The following is a 16,514-nucleotide window of genomic DNA, read 5'->3' on the forward strand; positions in this document are numbered from 1 at the left end:
TGCCTGGAGAACGGCCTTGCGGTAGGACGAAGTCATGGAGTCGAACGGATCGGTGCGACCGTCGCGCCCGCAGGACGAGGACCCGCGGGTGACGGTCGTCGTCGTCAGCCGCAACCGTCGCGACGAGCTGCTCCGCAGCCTCGGGCACCACCGGGCGCCCGTCGTCCTCGTGGACAACGGGTCGACGGACGGCAGCGCCGAGGCGGTGCGCCGGGCGTACCCGGACGTGGAGGTCGTGGAGCTGGGTCGCAACCTCGGTGCCGCGGCCCGGACGGTCGGCGTCGGACGGGCGCGGACGCCGATGGTCGCGTTCGCCGACGACGACTCGTGGTGGACGCCGGGGTCGCTCCGCGCCGCGGCCGACGCGCTGGCCGGCGCCCCGCGCGTCGGGCTGGTGACGGTCGAGGTCCGGGTGGGGGAGTCGCAGGAGGTGGACCCGTTCACGCGGGACCTGGCCGCCTCGCCGCTGCGGGCCCCGGGACGCTCGCTGCCCGGCCTGCGGGTGCTGGGCTTCATGGGGTGCGCGGCGATGGTCCGGCGCAGCGCGTTCCTCGCGGCCGGCGGGTTCGACGACGTCGTCCGCTTCCCCGGGGAGGAGGAGCGCCTGGCGTGGGACCTCAGCGCGGCGGGATGGGACCTCGTGTTCCTGGACGGGCCGGTGGTGCGCCACTTCCCCTCGCCGCGTCGTGACGGCACGGACGACCGGCGCCGGGGGATCGCCCGTGCCCGCGTGCTGACCACGACCATGCGCCTGCCCTGGCGGCGGGTCGCCGCCCGCGTCGCGGCGGAGCTGCGGGCCGGGCCGGGCCCGCGGCGAGGCGTGCTCGACGCGGCGCAGGACCTGCGCGCCGCGCTGCCCCGACGGGAGGTCCTGCCGCGCCACGTGCTCGCCGACCTCGACACGCTCGCCGCGGTGCCCGCACCGCAGGGGGTCGGCACCGGGGGGAGGTGACCATGTCCCCGACCGCCACCAGGACGACCGACCGCAGCGACGCGGACGCGCCCGACTCCCGGGTGGGCGTGGTCGTCATCACCCACCAGCGACGCGCGGAGGTGCTGCGCACGCTCGAGACGCTCCGCCGGCTGCCCGAGCAGCCCCGCGTCGTCGTGGTCGACAACGGGTCCACCGACGGCACCGCCGAGGCGATCCGTGCGCAGCACCCCTGGGTGGACCTCGTGGCGAGCGCGGAGAACCTCGGGGCCGTCGGCCGGAACGTCGGCGTCGACCGGCTCGACACCCCGTACGTCGCGTTCTGCGACGACGACACCTGGTGGGAGCCCGGGTCGCTCCGGCGGGCTGCCGACGCGCTCGACGCGCACCCCGGCGTCGCCGTCGTCACGGCGCGGATCCTGGTGGAGCCCGGCGGACGGGAGGACCCGGTCGTGGCCGAGCTGCGCCACTCCCCGGTGCCGACCGCCGCCGGCCTGCCCGGCCCCGCGCTGGGGAGCTTCCTCGCCGGTGCGTCCGTCCTGCGCGCCGACGCCTTCCGCGCCGCCGGGGGCTTCCACCACCGGCTGTGGCTCGGCGGCGAGGAGGAGCTGCTGGCCGCCGACCTCGCCGCTGCCGGGTGGGAGCTGTGCTATCTCGAGGCGATGACGCTCCACCACCGGCCGTCGTCGGCGCGGGACCCGCACGCCCGGCGACGCGACGGGATCCGGAACACCCTGTGGTTCACCTGGCTCCGGCGTCCGCTGCCCGCGGCGCTGCGCCGCACCCGCGACCTGGTGCGGTCGCTGCCGCGGGACCGCGTCTCGGCGGCCGGCGTCCTGCAGGCGCTGCGTGGGCTGCCCTGGGTACTGCGGGAGCGGCGGGCCCTGCCGACCCATGCCGAGCAGCGGTTCCTCGCGCTGGAGGAGTCGCAACGGACCTCGGCCAGCCGCCGGTATGTGAGCTGACCGCGTCCCGGCGCCGGGACGGAGGCGGACGGCTCAGCGCCCGAACAGCCGGGCGAGGAAACCTCCGGTCGGGGCCTCGTCGTCGTGCCCGCCGCACCACTGCGCGGCGGGGACGCTGCGGCGCACGTCGTCGACGTGCTGGCCGCAGCCGCTCCAGGTGGTCTTGCCGCAGGTGCGGCAGGTGACGGGTCGACACATGGTGGTGCTCCTTCGTCAGGCGAGGGTGAGGAAGAGCTTCTCGAGCTCGGCGGCCGTCAGGCCGTCCTCGGTGGTCTGGTCGGGGTCGGTCAGGCAGTCCTGCATGGCGGTGGAGATGACGGCGTAGCCCGCCTTGTCGAGGGCGCTGGAGACGGCGGAGAGCTGGGTGACGACGTCGCGGCAGGGCTTGCCGGTCTCGACGGCGGTGATGAGAGCGTCGAGCTGGCCGCGGGCGCGCTTGAGCCGGTTGGCGATCTTGCGCTGGGCCGCGGGGTCCGGGATGGCCATGGGGGGTCTCCTGAGGTGTCAGCCGGCGAACGCCGGTTCGTGGGTGGTGAGCAGCTCGTCGGCGGCGGGGCCGAGGGCCGCGCGCAGCGTGAGCATCCCGCCGGACAGCGACGCGGAGTCGAGACCGGCCTGCACCAGGACGCGGTGGGCGATGTGCGACCGCACGCCGGAGCCGCACAGCGCCCGGACGGGCCGGCCGGCGGCGGCCTCCCGGACCTCGTCGAGGCGTTCGCGCAGCTCGGTGTGCGGCACGTTGAGCGATCCGGGGAGGTGACCGGTCGCGAACTCGGCGCGGCTGCGGACGTCCAGGACGAGCGCCTCGGCCGTCACCGCGTCGAGCTCCGCGACGTGCCAGGTCCGCAGCGTGCCGTCGAGCACGTTGCTCGCGGCCATCCCGGCCAGGTTCACCGGGTCCTTGGCGGCGCCGTACGGCGGGGCGTAGGCGAGGTCCAGGTCGATGAGGTCCTCGACGTGCAGGCCGGCGCGGAGCGCGGTCGCGAGCACGTCGATGCGCTTGTCGACCCCGGCACGGCCGACGGCCTGCGCGCCGAGGAGGCGGCCGTCGTCGGCGCCGAAGTGCACGACGAGGTGGATCTGCTCGCTGCCGGGGAACCAGCCGACGTGGTGGCTGGGGTGCAGGTGCAGGGTGTGGAAGGCGGTGCCCGCCGCGGCGAGCGCGGCGCGGTTGGCCCCGGTGGTCGCCGCGGTGAGCTCGCCGACGCGGACGACGGCGGTCCCGACGGCGGCGGGGATCGGCCGCGCGGACGCCGGGCGCAGGACGTGGTCCGCGACGAGGCGTCCGGCACGGTTCGCCGGTCCGGCCAGCGCGACCGGTCGCCGGACGCCGGTGACGGCGTCGGTGCTGACGGTCGCGTCGCCGACCGCCCACACGTCGGGGAGGTTGGTGCGGCCGTGCTCGTCGACGACGATCGCGCCGCGCTCGGTCTCGACACCGGCCCGCGCGAACACCTCGGTGTCGGGCCGGACACCCACGGAGAGGACGACGAGGTCGGCGTCGGCGCGCGTGCCGTCGGCGAGGACGACGACGTCGTGCGCGGCCCCGGGCAGGACCTCGGTGGCGGCGACGCCGGAGCGGACGGCCACGCCGAGCCGCCGGAGCTCGTCGGTCACGAGCGACGCGAGCTCCGGCTCCAGCGGTGGGAGCACGTGGTCGGCGAGCTCGACCACGGTCACGTCCAGGCCTTGCTGGGCGAGGGCCTCGGCGGCCTCCAGCCCGATGAACCCGGCACCGAGCACGACGGCGCGGCGGGCGCCCGCGGTGATCCGCTCCCGCAGGGCGGTGGCGTCGGCGACGGTGCGCAGGGTGCGCACGCGCGGCGAGTCGAGGCCGGGCACCGGCGGCCGGACGGCCTGGGCGCCGGGCGAGAGGATGAGCGCGTCGTAGCGGAGCGTCTCGGTGCCGGCCGCGGTCCGGACGGTGAGGGTGCGGGACGCGGCATCGAGCCCGACGATGTCGTGCCGCGTGCGCACGTCGAGGTTCAGCGCGGCCCGCAGGGACTCGGGCGTCTGGACGAGGAGGGAGTCGGCGGCGGGGATCTCGCCGCCGACGTGGTACGGCAGCCCGCACCCGGCGAACGAGACGTGCTCGCCCCGGTCGAGGACGATGATCTCGGCGCTCTCGTCGAGACGCCGCGCCCGGGCCGCGGCGCTCATGCCGCCGCCGACCCCACCCACGATGACGATTCTCATGCGGTCGACGGTAATACCCCCGGGGGTATTTGTCGAACCGCCTGCTCAGACGTTCGTGCGCACCACCATCTTGCCGACGTTGCCGCCGCGCATCATGTCCAGGAACGCCTGCGGTGCGTTCTCGATGCCGTCGACGACGGTCTCGTCGTAGGCGATCCTGCCGTCGGCGAACCAGCCCGACATGAGCTCCTGGAACCGGGGGGCGTGGTCCATGTAGCTCGGCAGCGTGAAGCCCTGGAGCGTCAGGCTCCGCGTGACGATGTTGGACAGGTTGTCCGGCCCGGGCGTGCGCTCGGTGTCGTTGTACTGCGAGATGGCGCCGCACAGGGCGACGCGCCCACCGGTGTTCATGCGGTCCAGCGCCGCCTCCAGGTGGTCGCCGCCGACGTTGTCGAAGAACACGTCGACGCCGTCGGGCGTGACCTCGCGCAGCTGGCGCCGCACGGGGGCGTCCTTGTAGTTGAACGCGGCGTCGTACCCGTACTTGCCGGTCAGCAGCTCGACCTTCTCGGCCGATCCCGCCGAGCCGATCACTTGCGAGGCGCCGAGCAGGCGGGCGATCTGCCCGACGGCCGTACCCACGGCGCCGGCCGCACCGGAGACGAACACGGTGTCGCCCTCGCGCAGGCCGGCGACGGCGGTGAGGCCGACGTAGGCGGTGAGCCCGGTCAGGCCGAAGATGCCGAGGTAGAGCGACAGTGGCGCGCCGGGGATCTCCGGCACCACCTGGAAGCCGCGGGCGTCCTCCTGGACGACGTCACGCCAGCCGTACTGGTGCTGGACCACCGCGCCGACCGGGACGTCGTCGGACGCGGACTCGACGACGCGGCCGACGGCGCCGCCCGTCATGGTCTCGCCGAGCGCGAAGGGCGGGACGTAGCTCTTGGCGTCGTTCATGCGGCCCCGCATGTACGGGTCGACGGAGACGAACTCGTTGACGACGCGCACCTGGCCGGGCTCGAGGTCGCCGTAGGTCACCTGGACGGTGCGGAAGGTGTCCTCGGTGGGCCAGCCGGTGGGACGGGCGGCGAGCTGGACCTGGGTGGACGTGACGTCGGACATGAGGGGACCTGCCTTGGTTCGGGTGCGGTTTCCGGTCAGTGCACGGGGCTGGGGTGAGCGGTTCAGACGGTGAAGCCGACGACGAGCGCGACGACGGCGAGCAGCGGCAGGACGCCCTGCTTCAGCGCCGCCCCGCGCTTGCCGGGCGAGGAGGCGAACAGCACAAGGGCGGCCGCGGCCATCGACCCGGTGCCGGCGAGCACGAGGGCCGACCCGGCGGCGTCGAGCCCCGAGCCCTCGGCGCCGGCCGCAGCCAGCACGATGCCGACGGCCGTGACGACCGCGAGGAACAGGTTGTAGAAGCCCTGGTTGAACGCCATCTCTCGGGTGGCGGCCGCCTCCTGCTCGCTGGTGCCGAACACCGCGCGGGCGCGCGTGGTCCAGACCACCGACTCCAGCCAGAAGATGTAGACGTGGAGGGCGGCGGCGAGGCCGGCCAGGACGAGTCCGACGACGGTCACGGGTGCTCCCTGCTCGCGCTGCGGTTCTGAAACGATCGGTCCACAATCTATACTGGAACGATCGTTCCAACAACCGGAGGGCAGTGATGGGCAGGGCGCAGGCCTTCGACACCGACCGCGTCGTGCGGGCGGCGCTCGGCGTGTTCTGGCGCTCCGGCTACGAGGCGGCGTCGGTCCCGGCGCTCGAGGAGGCGACCGGGCTGAACCGGTCGAGCATCTACCACGCCTTCGGGTCCAAGCGCGGGCTCTTCGACGCGGCCGTGCAGACCTACCTCGACGACGTCGTCCGGCCGCGCCTGCGCCCGCTGCTCGCCGACCCGGTCGCCCCGGACGCCGTCGTGGAATACTTCACGGGGCTGCGTGACGCGCTCGCGCGCACCGGCGAGATCCAGGCGGACAGCGGCTGCCTGCTCGTCAACACCTCCGGCGCGCCGATCGCCCGCGACGAGGCGGTCCGCCGCACGGTGGCGGACTACCGTGCCGAGCTCCGGGCCGCGCTGGGCCGCGGCGTCGACGCCCGGTTCCCGGCACGCGACCACGCCGAGCGAGACCGGCTCGCCGAGCTGTGCACCTCGCTGGTGGTCAGCGCCTTCGCGCTCGTCCGCGTCGACCCGGACAGCGCCGTGGGCTCGCTGGACAGCGCTCTCGTGCTGCTCGAGGCCTGAGCGCGGTGCGGGTCGGTCAGGCGGGTCGGACCGCGGCGAGCGGCGCGGACTCCTCCAGGCGCGCGTCGAGCATGCGCACGGTGGCGTCGACGGTCGCGAGCGTCGAGGCGTCGTGCGACACCAGCAGCGTCGCCGCCGCCATCTCGCGGGCCAGTCCCGTGATCAGCTCGACCACCTGCGTGCCGCGCTCGTGGTCGAGCGCGGAGGTCGGCTCGTCGACGAGCAGCACCTCGGGCCGCCCGACGAGGGCGCGGGCGATCGCGACCCGCTGACGCTGCCCGCCGGACAGCTGCGCGGGCCGCTTGTGCGCGTGGTCGGCCACGCCGACGGCGTCGAGCAGCTCCATGCCGCGCTCGCGCACGCTGGCCGGGCGCTTCCCGCGCAGGTGGGCGTGCAGCTCGAGCTGCTCCAGCGCCGTCAACGACCCGAGCAGCTGCGGCGACTGGAACACCATGCCGATGCGCTCGAGCCGTACGCGCGTCGAGTCGGCCACCGAGGTGTCGGGCGTGAACACGACGTCAGCACCGATGGTGACCGTGCCGCGGCTGGGCTGGGTCAGTCCGGCCGCGACGGCCAGGAGGCTGGACTTGCCGGCACCGGACGGACCCAGCAGGGCGGTGGTCGTGCCGGCAGGGACGGTGAGGTCGACGTCGTCGACGGCGGTGAGGGTGCTGTCCCCGTCGGGGTAGACGAGGGTGATGTGCTCCAGGTGCAGGTCCACGGGTGGCTCCTTCGGTGCGGGCGAGGACGGTCAGCGGGCGGCGAGGGCCGCGTGCGGGTCGATGCGGGTGATGCGCGCCACCGAGACGCCGGCGCCGACGAGGCCGAGGAGGATCAGGCCCGCGGCGGGCACGAGGGTCGTAGCGGTGGTGACGACGACGGGGACGGCGTCCGGCAGCAGGGTCGCGGCGGCCACAGACAGCCCGGTGCCGACCGCGACGCCACCGACCAGCAGCACCGCGGCCTGTCCGAGGGCGTCGCGCAGCAGGTAGCCGGTGGAGCCACCGAGGGCCTTCAGCACGGCGATGTCGCCGGAGCGGCTGATGGTCCAGACGGTGAAGAACGCGCCCACCACGAGGGCGGAGATGACCAGCAGGAACGCCTGCATCGTGGTCAGCGACGTGTTCTCGCCGGCGAAGGACGACACGGCCGAGCGGGCGTCCGAGGTGGTGACGGTCGTGGTGCCGAGCGCGTCGTCCGCCGCGGCGAGGTCGGCGTCGTCGGTCGTGGTGAGGGCGACGACGGTCGCCACAGGGTCGGCACCGCCGCCGGCGGTCGCGGAGCCGCGGGCGCCGATGTCCTGCCAGTCGTCGAGCGAGGTCCACACGACGGGGGTGTGGGAGAACGACTGGTCGGCCTCCACGGTCGCGGCGACGGTGAGGGCGGTCCCGCCGAGCGTCACGATGTCGCCGGTCTGCGCATCGAGGGCGCCCGCGGCCTCGGGGGTGAGCACGACGGTGCCCGGCTCGACGTCCCCGGCCTCGCCGTCGTCACCCTCGCCGTCAGAACCGGGCACCAGGTTCGTGCCCTCGTCGACGCCGAGCGCGGTCACCGACGCCGTGGTGCCGTCCGTCTCGGCGCGGGTCGTCGCCACGCCCAGCGGGTCGGCGGACTCGACGCCCTCGACGTCGGCCCAGGCATCCCACTGGTCGGCCTCGACGCGCGAGGCGGTGAACTCGGGGGCGTCGTCCTCCGCGGGCATGGAGAACGCGATGTGGTCTGCGGGCAGGTCGGTGACGGCGGACGTCGACTCCCGAGCGAGGCCTGCGGTGAGGGAGGCGAGGAACGTGACGAGGAAGGTGATGAGCACGATCACCACGGACATCAGGACGAAGCGGCCTCGGGCATGCTGCAGATCGCGCAGGGCGACGAACACGGGAACCTCCACACACGTTGGCTGGGACTGCCTCCAGCCTCGGTGTGGGCAGGCGTGCGGTCATCGCGATCCGGGGTGATCCTGCGGAGCCGAAGGTGTGGTCCGCCGATCAACCTTTCGGACGATGCGCCGCCGCCGGGCCTGGCTACCGTGGACAGGTGATCCGCCACCCCCTGCCGTCGGCGACCCGCGGCGTCATCCAGGGACTGGACGTCCTGATCGCGGCCCTCGTCGTGGTCGCCGTGGTGCAGGCGCCCTCGGGCGTCGGCTGGCCTGTGCTGCTCGTCGCGGGAGCGTTCGGCGCGCTCTACGTCTGGGGTCGTCTGGTCGTGCGGGTGCACGAACGGTCCGTGGACACCCCCAGGGGACGCTGGTGGCCGGACGTCGCGTGGATCGCCGCACTCCTGGTCGCCTGGGCCGCGCTGCTGTGGCTGTCCCCGGCGGCGCTCTGGCTCGCGTTCCCGCTCATGCTGCTGCAGATGCACGCTCTCGGTCCCCACCGCGGCGTCGTCGCGGTCGTCCTCACCGCGGTGCTCGCCGTCGCCGACGGCCTGCTGGTGCAGGCCGACGTCGGCGAGCCCTGGACCGGGTTCGTGCTCGGCCCGGTGCTCGGAGCGGCTGTCGCCGTGGGCGTGGTCAGCGGTATCGAGGCGTTCGTCCGCGAGTCCCAGACGCGCCAGCGCACCGTCGACGAGCTGACCCAGGTGCGCCAGCACCTCGCCCAGGCCGAGCGGGAGCGGGCCGTCACCGACGAACGGGCCCGCCTCGCCCGGGACATCCACGACACCCTGGCGCAGTCCCTGTCCGCGATCGAGCTGCTGCTCCGCGCGGCGGACGACGCCGTCGGCACCGACGACGACAAGGCACGGACGCTGATCGAACAGGCGCGCGCCGCGGCGCGCGACAGCCTCGCCGAGGCGCGGCGCGTCGTCGAGGACCTCACTCCCGGTGACCTCGAACGCACCACCCTCGTCGCGGCGCTGCGCCGGGTCGCCGAGCGCGCCGCGACCACCGACGACGACACCGACGACGACACCGACGCCGGACGGCGGAGGCCGTTGGCGGTCTCGGTCCGCACCAGCGGCACGCCCCGCCCCCTGCCGGTTCCGCTGGAGACCGCGCTGCTGCGCATCGCCCAGTCCGCACTCGCCAACGTCACCGAGCACGCGGGCGCCGCCCATGCCCGGATGACGGTGACCTATGACGACGACACCGTCACCCTCGACGTCGTCGATGACGGCACGGGGTTCGACGCCGCACGGCTGGGCGACGACCGAGCCCGCGGACGAGGCTTCGGCATCCCCGCCATCCGCTCGCGCGTCCACGAGCTCGGTGGCACCCTCGCGCTGGAGACCAGCCCCGGCAGCGGGACCGCCGTCGCCGTCACCCTGCCCACCCGAGGACCGGAGGACGCCCCATGATCGACGTCGTCCTCGCCGACGACCACCCGGTGGTCCGCGCCGGGTTGCGCGCCGTCGTCGACAGCCAGCCGGACATGCAGGTCGTCCACGAGACCTCGACCGCCGAAGACCTGCTCGCCTGGCTCGACGACGGCGGCCAGGCCGACGTCATCCTCCTCGACCTGCGCTTCGGCGACGCCCGGATGGGCGGGGCCACAGCCACCGGGACCATCGTGCGCCGGCACCGCACGCCGGTGCTCGTCGTCACCACCTACGGGACCGACGCCGACATCCTCGCCGCCATCGAGGCCGGCGCCACCGGCTACCTCCTCAAGGACGCACCCACCGACGAGCTCGCCCGCGCCGTCCGGTCGGCCGCCGCAGGAGAGGTCGCCCTCGGACCGGACGTACAGCGCCGGCTCCTCGGCCGGATGCGGAGCCCGAGCGAGAACCTCAGCACACGCGAGCTCGAGGTTCTGCGCCTGGTCGCAGCAGGCCGCTCCAACGACGCCATCGCACGCGAGCTCTTCGTCTCCGTCGCCACCATCAAGTCGCACCTGGCCCACATCAACACCAAGCTCGGCACCCGGTCACGCACCGCAGCCGCCGCGACCGCACGCGACCGCGGCATGCTCTGACCTCGAAGCTACCTGAATCCTGGATCTGCCTGAATTCGGGCAGATTCTGGACACTCATGCGCGAGGAGCGCATGATGAACCGGTGACCGACGCCGAGCTCGTCTCCCGCGTGGCGCTCACGACGGGCCTGAACCCGTCGGAGGCGGCGCGCGTGGTCGAGGACGTCCTCGCCTGGTACTCCGAACCGGTCGAGGACTACGTCCGGCGCCGCCACGCGGCCCTGCAGACCTCGGGGCACCGCAACGCCGAGATCTACGCGCGCATCACCACGGAGCTGCAGGACCGCGTCGTGGCCGCGCCGGAGCTCACCGAGCGCCAGGTCCGCCGGATCGTCTACGGATAGCCCACCGGCAGGCATCCACCCCTCACACCCGTCACCACCCTGGAGCAGCACCCATGTGCGGAATCGTCGGCTACGTCGGCCCCCAGCAGGCAGCACCCGTCCTCGTCGAGGGCCTGACACGCCTGGAGTACCGCGGCTACGACTCGGCCGGCGTCGCCGTGCTCAACCCGCGCTCGAGCGCCAACCCGTCGCGGGTGGTCCGCGCCCAGGGTCGTGTCCGTGACCTCGAGGCCGCCCTGCCCGCGCGCCTGGCCGGCACCACCGGCATCGGCCACACGCGCTGGGCGACCCATGGCGAGCCCAGCGAGCGCAACGCCCACCCGCACACCTCGGCCGACGGCCGGGTCCACGTGGTCCACAACGGGATCATCGACAACTTCGCGACGCTGCGCAGCCGGCTGGCCGACGACGGCGTCGAGCTCACCTCCGACACCGACACCGAGGTGGTCGCCCACCTCGTGGCGCGCGAGCTCGCGACCGGGCTGAGCCTCGAGGACGCGGTGCGTGCCGCCGTCGCGCAGATCGTGGGGACCTACGCCCTCGCCGTGCTCGACACCCAGACCCCCGAGCGGATCGTCGTGGCCCGCAACGGCTCCCCGCTGCTGCTCGGGGTGGGCGACGGCGAGATGTTCGTCGCCTCGGACCCTGCCGCGATCGTGCGGCACACCAGCCAGGTCGTGCTGCTCGACGACGGCGACTTCGCCACCGTCACCGCCGACGGCTTCCACAGCTTCACCGACGGCGAGGAGCGCACGGCGCGGGCCGCCGTCACGATCGACCTCACCGTCGAGGAGCTGGAGCTCGACGGCCACGAGCACTTCATGCACAAGGAGATCCACGAGCAGCCGGAGTCCGTGGAGCGGATGCTCACCGGGCGCCTCGACGACCGCTTCGGCACCGCCAAGCTCGCCGGCCTCAACCTCGAGCCGCGCGACCTGCGCCGCTTCGAGCGCGTCAAGGTGCTCGGCTGCGGGTCCGCCTACTACGTCGGCCAGCTCGGGGCCTCGATGATCGAGGACCTGGCGCGCATCCCCGCCGACGCCGAGCCCGCGAGCGAGTTCCGCTACCGCAACCCGATCATCGAGCCGAGCACGCTGTACGTGGTCGTCAGCCAGTCCGGCGAGACCGCCGACACGCTCTTCGCGGTGCGCGAGGTGCAGCGCAAGGGCGGCACCGTCGTCGGCCTCGTCAACGCCGTGGGCTCGTCCATCGCCCGGGAGGTCGACGGCGGGGTCTACCTGCACGCGGGCCCCGAGGTCGCGGTGGCCTCCACCAAGGCGCTGACGCACATGTCGATCGGCTTCGCGCTGCTGGCGCTGACCCTCGGGCGGGTGCACGACCTGTCGTTCGCCGACGGCCGGCGCATCATCGCCGGGCTGCGGGCGATCCCCGGCCAGATCGCCGAGATCCTGGCCGGCGAGGAGGCGCTCGCCGCCGCCGCGAAGGAGCTCTCGACGGCCCCGAGCCTGTTCTTCGTCGGCCGCGTGCGGGGCTACCCCGTCGCGCGCGAGGGTGCGCAGAAGTTCAAGGAGATCACCTACCGGCACGCCGAGGCGTACCCGACGAGCGAGCTCAAGCACGGCCCGCTCGCCCTCATCAGCCCCGAGCTGCCGTCGGTCGCGATCATCCCGGACGACGACCTCGTGGAGCGCAACATCACGGCCGCCCAGGAGATCCGGGCACGCGGTGGCGCCGTCGTCGCGATCACGCACCCGGGCGTCGAGCTCGGCGACGCGGCGACCTCCCGGATCGAGGTGCCGCGCAACGAGGTCGAGCTCGACCCGATCCTCCTGACGATCCCCACCCAGCTCCTCGGCTACCACGCCGCCGTGGCGCTCGGCGAGGACGTCGACCGGCCGCGCAACCTGGCGAAGTCCGTCACCGTGGAGTGACGCGCCCCGCTACGCGGCGGGGGAGAACTCCCAGTGCCACGGCTCGTAGGGTCCCGCCCCGCCCTGGCGGGCCCAGGCCGGGTTGGTCCACCCCGCCGCGGGGCCGTGCTCGGCCAGCCAGGCCCAGCGGTCGCCGGAGTAGGACTCCGGGCAGATGTCGATCGCCAGGCCCCAGCCGTGGTTCGACGTGCCCGGAGCAGCCGCCAGGCCCGGCTTCTGGGCCTTGAGCACGACCTGCTGGTCGTAGCTGCGGTAGCCGTCCGTGATGCACATCCGCTCGCCGAACTGCTCGACGTACGCGTCGTTCAGCGCGGCGAGGGCGGTCGCGGCGTCGGCGCGCAGGAGCACCGCGCCGGCCCACGGCGCGCAGAGGTCGGCCGTCGAGAGGCGGCCGTTGCTGCCCTGAGGGTCGATGCTCGGGTCGCAGCCCGGTGGCGGCACGCGCTCGTCCGGCGCGGCCGGTGCCGGCTCGGCCGGCACGATCTTGATCGCGTCCCGGTCGATGCGGTCGCCGTCCCGGGACACCTTGGCCCCCTGGTCGACGACGATCGCTTCCACTGAGCGTGGCGCGCGGGCCGTGCCGGAACGCGAGGCGGCCGCGCCGTCGGACCGCTCGGCGACGGCCCGCTCGGCCGCGGCCAGGGTCGCCGGGTCGATGGTCGTGGTGGCGCTGCCCTCGGCGTTGGCCTCCTCCGGCAGGACGGCGGGGGCGACGACGGCGGACGCGGTGGCCAGCGCGAGGGCGAATCCGGCGCCGACCCGGCCAGCGCGGGGCGGACGGGCGGCGCGCGCGGCACCGGTCGAGCGGGTCGGACCGGCTGAGCGGGTCGCACCGGTCGAGCGGGTCGCGCGGGGAGCGCGGGCGGGCGGCTCGGCGAAGTGCCGGCCGCGGCGCGCCCGGCTCATCGGGCCCCCTCGCGGCGGCGCGGGGTCGGGGTGGTGCTGGACGTGGTCGCCCCGCCGGTGCGGCCGGGCGCGCGGGTGTGCCTGGTCATCGTCATCTCCTGTCGCCTTCGGGGTTAGCTGTCGGATTCGGGTCGGAGACTGACCCGGCCGACGCGCACTGCGCGTCGGCTTCACCCCAAGGGCGCCGTGGCGCCCGTCGTTGGTTCCCCCGCCCCGTGTCTGCTTCGGTCGACGACGCACGGTGACAGGGCTCGGCGCCCGCGCGACGTACCCCGCGACCTGGCGAGGTAGGCAGAACCTACCCCGCCGGGACCGGGTTTGTCACGAACGGATAACGGCATGCCGGCTTCTGTCTCGGGTTGCCTCGGAGAGCGCCTGCGGTGCGCCTCCGGGTGCGCTGCTCCTCGGCGCCTGCCAGGATCGCGAGGACGGCGACCGACGGCGCGGGTGGGGCGGCGACATGGCGGAGCGGACTGACGGGGCTGGCCCCTCGACGGGCACCCGCGTGGGCGTGCTCACCCTCACCGCGATGGTGGTCGGGTCGATGGTCGGTGCCGGCGTGTTCTCGTTGCCGCGCCGCTTCGCCCAGGAGACCGGTGTCGCCGGGGCGATCGTCGCCTGGGCGGTCGCCGGGGCGGGCATGCTCACCCTGGCGCTGGTCTTCCAGCGGCTCGCGGTCCGCAAGCCGGAGCTCGACGCCGGGGTCTACGCCTACGCCAAGGCCGGGTTCGGCGACTACACGGGGTTCTTCTCGGCGGCGGGCTACTGGGCGAGCGCCTGCGTCGGCAACGTGACCTACTGGGTCCTCATCATGTCCACGCTGGGCGCGTGGTTCCCGCAGCTCGGTGCCGGCGACACGCTGCTCGCGGTCGCGCTGTCGTCCGCCGGGCTGTGGCTGTTCTTCCTGCTCGTGCGGCGGGGGATCCAGGAGGCCACGGCGATCAACAGGGTCGTCACCGTGGCCAAGCTGGTGCCGATCGTCGTCTTCGTGCTGATCGCCGTCTTCGTCTTCGACCCGGCCGTCTTCGCCGGGAACTGGGCGGGGGAGTCCTACGGGTCCCTCTTCGACCAGGTGCGCGACACCATGCTCGTGACGGTCTTCGTGTTCCTCGGCGTGGAGGGGGCCAGCGTCTACTCGCGGCACGCGCGCCGCCGGGAGGACGTCGGCCGGGCGACCCTGCTCGGGTTCGGCAGCGTGCTCGCGGTGTTCGCGTCGGTGACGATGGTGTCCTACGGGATCATGCCGGTGGAGGAGATCGCCGAGCTCCGGCAGCCGTCGATGGCCGGGGTGCTGGAGGCCGCCGTCGGTGACTGGGGGACCGCCTTCGTCAGCGTCGGCCTGATCATCTCGGTGCTGGGTGCCTACCTCGCCTGGACGCTGATGGCCGCCGAGGTGCTCTACGTGGCAGCCAAGGACCGCGACATGCCGCGCTTCCTCGCGCGCGCCACCGACCGGGACGTGCCGGTGAACGCCCTGTTCCTCAGCACCCTGCTGTCGCAGGTCGTGCTGGTGGTCACCCTGTTCTCCGCCGACGCGTTCGACTTCGCGCTCGACCTCACCGCCGCGATGTCGGTGATCCCGTTCCTGTTCGCCGCGGCCTACGCGCTCAAGCTCCGCGCGACGCGCGAGACGTACGACGGCGCCCCGCGGGCGACGCTGCGCGCCGACCTGGTGGTGGCGGTGCTGGCGACGGTCTACACCACGTTCCTGGTCTTCGCGGCGGGACTGTCGTTCCTGCTGATCTCCCTCATCTTCTACGCCCCGGCGACGCTGCTGTTCGCGATGACGCGCCGTGAGCAGGGTCGGCGGGTGTTCGCGCCGGCCGAGCTGGTCGTCTTCCTGGCCGTCACGGCCGGGGCGGTGGCCGGCGTCGTCGGGCTCGTGTCGGGCTGGATATCCCTGTGAGCGAAGGAGAAGCATGACTGCACACGTGGGCGGCGCCGTGACGCACGGCGTCCACTCCGAGGTGGGCCGGCTGCGCAAGGTCCTGGTGTGCGCGCCGGGCCTGGCGCACGAGCGCCTGACCCCGACCACCTCCGACGAGCTGCTGTTCGACGACGTCATGTGGGTCGAGGCGGCCCAGCGGGACCACCTGGACTTCGTCAACAAGCTGACGAACCGGGGCGTCGAGGTGGTGGAGCTGCACGACCTGCTCGCGGAGACGATGGCGCTGCCCGAGGCGCGGTCGTGGCTGCTGGACCGCAAGGTGGTGCCGAACCGGGTCGGGCTCGGGCTGGTGGAGGGCACCCGCGCCTATCTCGACTCGTTGTCCGCGCCGGAGCTGTCCCGGTTCCTGGTGGGTGGGCTGTCCACGGCCGACCTGCCGGGGGACTACCGCACGGGCTACGTGTCGCTCGCCCAGGAAGCGCCGGACGCCCGGGAGTACCTGCTGCCGCCGCTGCCGAACACCCTGTACACCCGGGACACGACGTGCTGGATCTACGGCGGCCTCACGCTCAACCCGCTGTACTGGCGGGCACGCAAGGACGAGACGCTGCTGATGAAGGCGATCTACTCGTTCCACCCGGAGTACCGGGACGCCACGGTGTGGTGGGGGGACCCGGAGCAGGACTGGGGTCAGGCCACGCTCGAGGGCGGCGACGTCATGCCGGTGGGTGCCGGCGTCGTCCTGGTCGGCATGAGCGAACGGACGTCGCGCCAGGCCATCAGCCAGTTCGCCAAGGCGTTGTTCGACGCCGGAGCGGCGCAGCAGGTGGTCGTGGCCGGCATGCCGCGGCTGCGGGCGGCGATGCACCTGGACACCGTGTTCACGTTCGCCGACCGGGACCTGGTCACGGTGCACCCGACCATCGTCGACAGCATCCACCCGTACGTCCTGCGCCCGACCGACCGCTCGCCCGGCGTGGAGGTCACGGACCGCGGGGGCACCCCGTTCGTCGACGTGGTCGCCCACGCCATGGGGCTGGACCGGCTGCGCGTGGTCGAGACGGCGGGGGACGTGTACGCCTCGGAACGCCAGCAGTGGGACTCGGGCAACAACGCGGTGGCGCTCGAGCCCGGGGTGGTCTTCACCTACGACCGCAACACGCTCACCAACGCGGCGCTGCGGCGCGCGGGCGTCGAGGTCATCACGATCGTCGGCGCCGAGCTCGGTCGCGGGCGCGGTGGCGGGCACTGCATGACGTGCCCGATCGTGCGGGACCCGCTGGACTGAGCG

General features: G+C 73.8%; 17 protein-coding genes and 1 riboswitch. Of the genes, 9 read left to right on the top strand and 8 right to left on the bottom strand.

Features of this window, described 5'->3' with window-relative positions; genetic code table 11:
- The first annotated feature begins 34 nt into the window (after positions 1–34).
- Complete coding sequence (locus tag BCL65_RS00375) at positions 35–952, top strand: glycosyltransferase family 2 protein (protein WP_106264165.1); 918 nt, start codon at positions 35–37, stop codon at positions 950–952.
- A gap of 2 nt (positions 953–954) precedes the next feature.
- A complete protein-coding gene (locus BCL65_RS00380) occupies positions 955–1,896 on the top strand; it encodes a glycosyltransferase family 2 protein (protein WP_106264167.1) in 942 nt (313 codons plus the stop codon).
- Positions 1,897–1,929: 33 nt separating this feature from the next.
- Here BCL65_RS00380 and BCL65_RS17870 read toward each other — a convergent pair whose 3' ends face one another.
- From BCL65_RS17870 to BCL65_RS00400, 5 genes are all read right to left on the bottom strand, one after another.
- Positions 1,930–2,094 (bottom strand): hypothetical protein, encoded by a 165-nt coding sequence (locus BCL65_RS17870; protein ID WP_165800062.1) that lies wholly within the window; start codon positions 2,092–2,094, stop codon positions 1,930–1,932.
- A gap of 15 nt (positions 2,095–2,109) precedes the next feature.
- A complete protein-coding gene (locus tag BCL65_RS00385) occupies positions 2,110–2,382 on the bottom strand; it encodes a metal-sensitive transcriptional regulator (protein ID WP_106264169.1) in 273 nt (90 codons plus the stop codon).
- 18 nt (positions 2,383–2,400) lie between these two features.
- Positions 2,401–4,092: an FAD-dependent oxidoreductase gene (locus BCL65_RS00390; RefSeq protein ID WP_106264171.1), complete on the bottom strand. Its 1,692-nt coding sequence runs from the start codon at positions 4,090–4,092 to the stop codon at positions 2,401–2,403.
- 45 nt (positions 4,093–4,137) lie between these two features.
- Complete coding sequence (locus tag BCL65_RS00395; protein WP_106264172.1) at positions 4,138–5,154, bottom strand: NADP-dependent oxidoreductase; 1,017 nt, start codon at positions 5,152–5,154, stop codon at positions 4,138–4,140.
- A gap of 62 nt (positions 5,155–5,216) precedes the next feature.
- On the bottom strand, positions 5,217–5,615 hold the full coding sequence (locus BCL65_RS00400) for a DUF1304 domain-containing protein (protein WP_106264174.1): 399 nt from the start codon (positions 5,613–5,615) through the stop codon (positions 5,217–5,219).
- 86 nt (positions 5,616–5,701) lie between these two features.
- On the opposite strand from BCL65_RS00400, the gene BCL65_RS00405 reads away from it, so the two are divergent.
- The gene (locus BCL65_RS00405; protein WP_106264176.1) at positions 5,702–6,280 is read left to right on the top strand and encodes a TetR/AcrR family transcriptional regulator; all 579 of its coding nucleotides are present in this window, start codon (positions 5,702–5,704) and stop codon (positions 6,278–6,280) included.
- Positions 6,281–6,296: 16 nt separating this feature from the next.
- Here the strand turns inward: BCL65_RS00405 and BCL65_RS00410 are convergent, their stop codons facing one another.
- Both BCL65_RS00410 and BCL65_RS00415 read right to left on the bottom strand, forming a co-directional pair.
- Positions 6,297–7,001, bottom strand: a complete 705-nt coding sequence (locus BCL65_RS00410) for an ABC transporter ATP-binding protein (RefSeq protein ID WP_106264178.1) — start codon at positions 6,999–7,001, stop codon at positions 6,297–6,299.
- A 30-nt stretch (positions 7,002–7,031) separates the two neighbouring features.
- Positions 7,032–8,156, bottom strand: coding sequence for an ABC transporter permease (locus BCL65_RS00415; protein WP_106264180.1), 1,125 nt, complete (start codon positions 8,154–8,156; stop codon positions 7,032–7,034).
- A gap of 158 nt (positions 8,157–8,314) precedes the next feature.
- Between BCL65_RS00415 and BCL65_RS00420 the strand changes: the two genes are divergently transcribed.
- The 4 genes from BCL65_RS00420 to glmS all read left to right on the top strand — a co-directional run bounded on the left by BCL65_RS00420 (position 8,315) and on the right by glmS (position 12,429).
- Complete coding sequence (locus BCL65_RS00420; protein WP_165800082.1) at positions 8,315–9,577, top strand: sensor histidine kinase; 1,263 nt, start codon at positions 8,315–8,317, stop codon at positions 9,575–9,577.
- On the top strand, positions 9,574–10,194 hold the full coding sequence (locus tag BCL65_RS00425) for a response regulator transcription factor (protein ID WP_106264182.1): 621 nt from the start codon (positions 9,574–9,576) through the stop codon (positions 10,192–10,194). The genes BCL65_RS00420 and BCL65_RS00425 overlap by 4 nt, the downstream gene beginning before the upstream one ends.
- Before the next feature lie 82 nt (positions 10,195–10,276).
- Positions 10,277–10,537, top strand: a complete 261-nt coding sequence (locus BCL65_RS00430) for a hypothetical protein (protein ID WP_106264184.1) — start codon at positions 10,277–10,279, stop codon at positions 10,535–10,537.
- Positions 10,538–10,590: 53 nt separating this feature from the next.
- A complete protein-coding gene (gene glmS / locus BCL65_RS00435) occupies positions 10,591–12,429 on the top strand; it encodes a glutamine--fructose-6-phosphate transaminase (isomerizing) (protein ID WP_106264185.1) in 1,839 nt (612 codons plus the stop codon).
- Positions 12,430–12,438: 9 nt separating this feature from the next.
- Here the strand turns inward: glmS and BCL65_RS00440 are convergent, their stop codons facing one another.
- Positions 12,439–13,335, bottom strand: a complete 897-nt coding sequence (locus BCL65_RS00440) for a M15 family metallopeptidase (RefSeq protein ID WP_106264187.1) — start codon at positions 13,333–13,335, stop codon at positions 12,439–12,441.
- 87 nt (positions 13,336–13,422) lie between these two features.
- A riboswitch (cyclic di-AMP (ydaO/yuaA leader) is annotated at positions 13,423–13,575 on the bottom strand.
- A gap of 220 nt (positions 13,576–13,795) precedes the next feature.
- Between BCL65_RS00440 and BCL65_RS00445 the strand changes: the two genes are divergently transcribed.
- Both BCL65_RS00445 and BCL65_RS00450 read left to right on the top strand, forming a co-directional pair.
- Positions 13,796–15,241: a basic amino acid/polyamine antiporter gene (locus tag BCL65_RS00445; RefSeq protein WP_106264189.1), complete on the top strand. Its 1,446-nt coding sequence runs from the start codon at positions 13,796–13,798 to the stop codon at positions 15,239–15,241.
- 13 nt (positions 15,242–15,254) lie between these two features.
- Entirely contained in the window at positions 15,255–16,511 is a 1,257-nt protein-coding gene (locus BCL65_RS00450; protein WP_106264190.1) for an arginine deiminase, read from the top strand.
- Positions 16,512–16,514: the final 3 nt, after the last annotated feature.

It is taken from the genome of Isoptericola halotolerans (genome assembly GCF_003003075.1).
GTDB lineage: Bacteria > Actinomycetota > Actinomycetes > Actinomycetales > Cellulomonadaceae > Isoptericola > Isoptericola halotolerans_A.

What these genes read in the sequence shown, in the direction of transcription:
- BCL65_RS00375 (WP_106264165.1), top strand. Translation starts at nt 35, where the DNA reads ATGGAGTCGAACGGATCGGTGCGACCGTCGCGCCCGCAGGACGAGGAC.
- BCL65_RS00445 (WP_106264189.1), top strand. Translation starts at nt 13,796, where the DNA reads ATGGCGGAGCGGACTGACGGGGCTGGCCCCTCGACGGGCACCCGCGTG.
- BCL65_RS00395 (WP_106264172.1), bottom strand. Translation starts at nt 5,154, where the DNA reads ATGTCCGACGTCACGTCCACCCAGGTCCAGCTCGCCGCCCGTCCCACC.
- glmS (WP_106264185.1), top strand. Translation starts at nt 10,591, where the DNA reads ATGTGCGGAATCGTCGGCTACGTCGGCCCCCAGCAGGCAGCACCCGTC.
- BCL65_RS00390 (WP_106264171.1), bottom strand. Translation starts at nt 4,092, where the DNA reads ATGAGAATCGTCATCGTGGGTGGGGTCGGCGGCGGCATGAGCGCCGCG.
- BCL65_RS00385 (WP_106264169.1), bottom strand. Translation starts at nt 2,382, where the DNA reads ATGGCCATCCCGGACCCCGCGGCCCAGCGCAAGATCGCCAACCGGCTC.
- BCL65_RS17870 (WP_165800062.1), bottom strand. Translation starts at nt 2,094, where the DNA reads ATGTGTCGACCCGTCACCTGCCGCACCTGCGGCAAGACCACCTGGAGC.
- BCL65_RS00425 (WP_106264182.1), top strand. Translation starts at nt 9,574, where the DNA reads ATGATCGACGTCGTCCTCGCCGACGACCACCCGGTGGTCCGCGCCGGG.
- BCL65_RS00440 (WP_106264187.1), bottom strand. Translation starts at nt 13,335, where the DNA reads ATGAGCCGGGCGCGCCGCGGCCGGCACTTCGCCGAGCCGCCCGCCCGC.
- BCL65_RS00405 (WP_106264176.1), top strand. Translation starts at nt 5,702, where the DNA reads ATGGGCAGGGCGCAGGCCTTCGACACCGACCGCGTCGTGCGGGCGGCG.
- BCL65_RS00450 (WP_106264190.1), top strand. Translation starts at nt 15,255, where the DNA reads ATGACTGCACACGTGGGCGGCGCCGTGACGCACGGCGTCCACTCCGAG.
- BCL65_RS00380 (WP_106264167.1), top strand. Translation starts at nt 955, where the DNA reads ATGTCCCCGACCGCCACCAGGACGACCGACCGCAGCGACGCGGACGCG.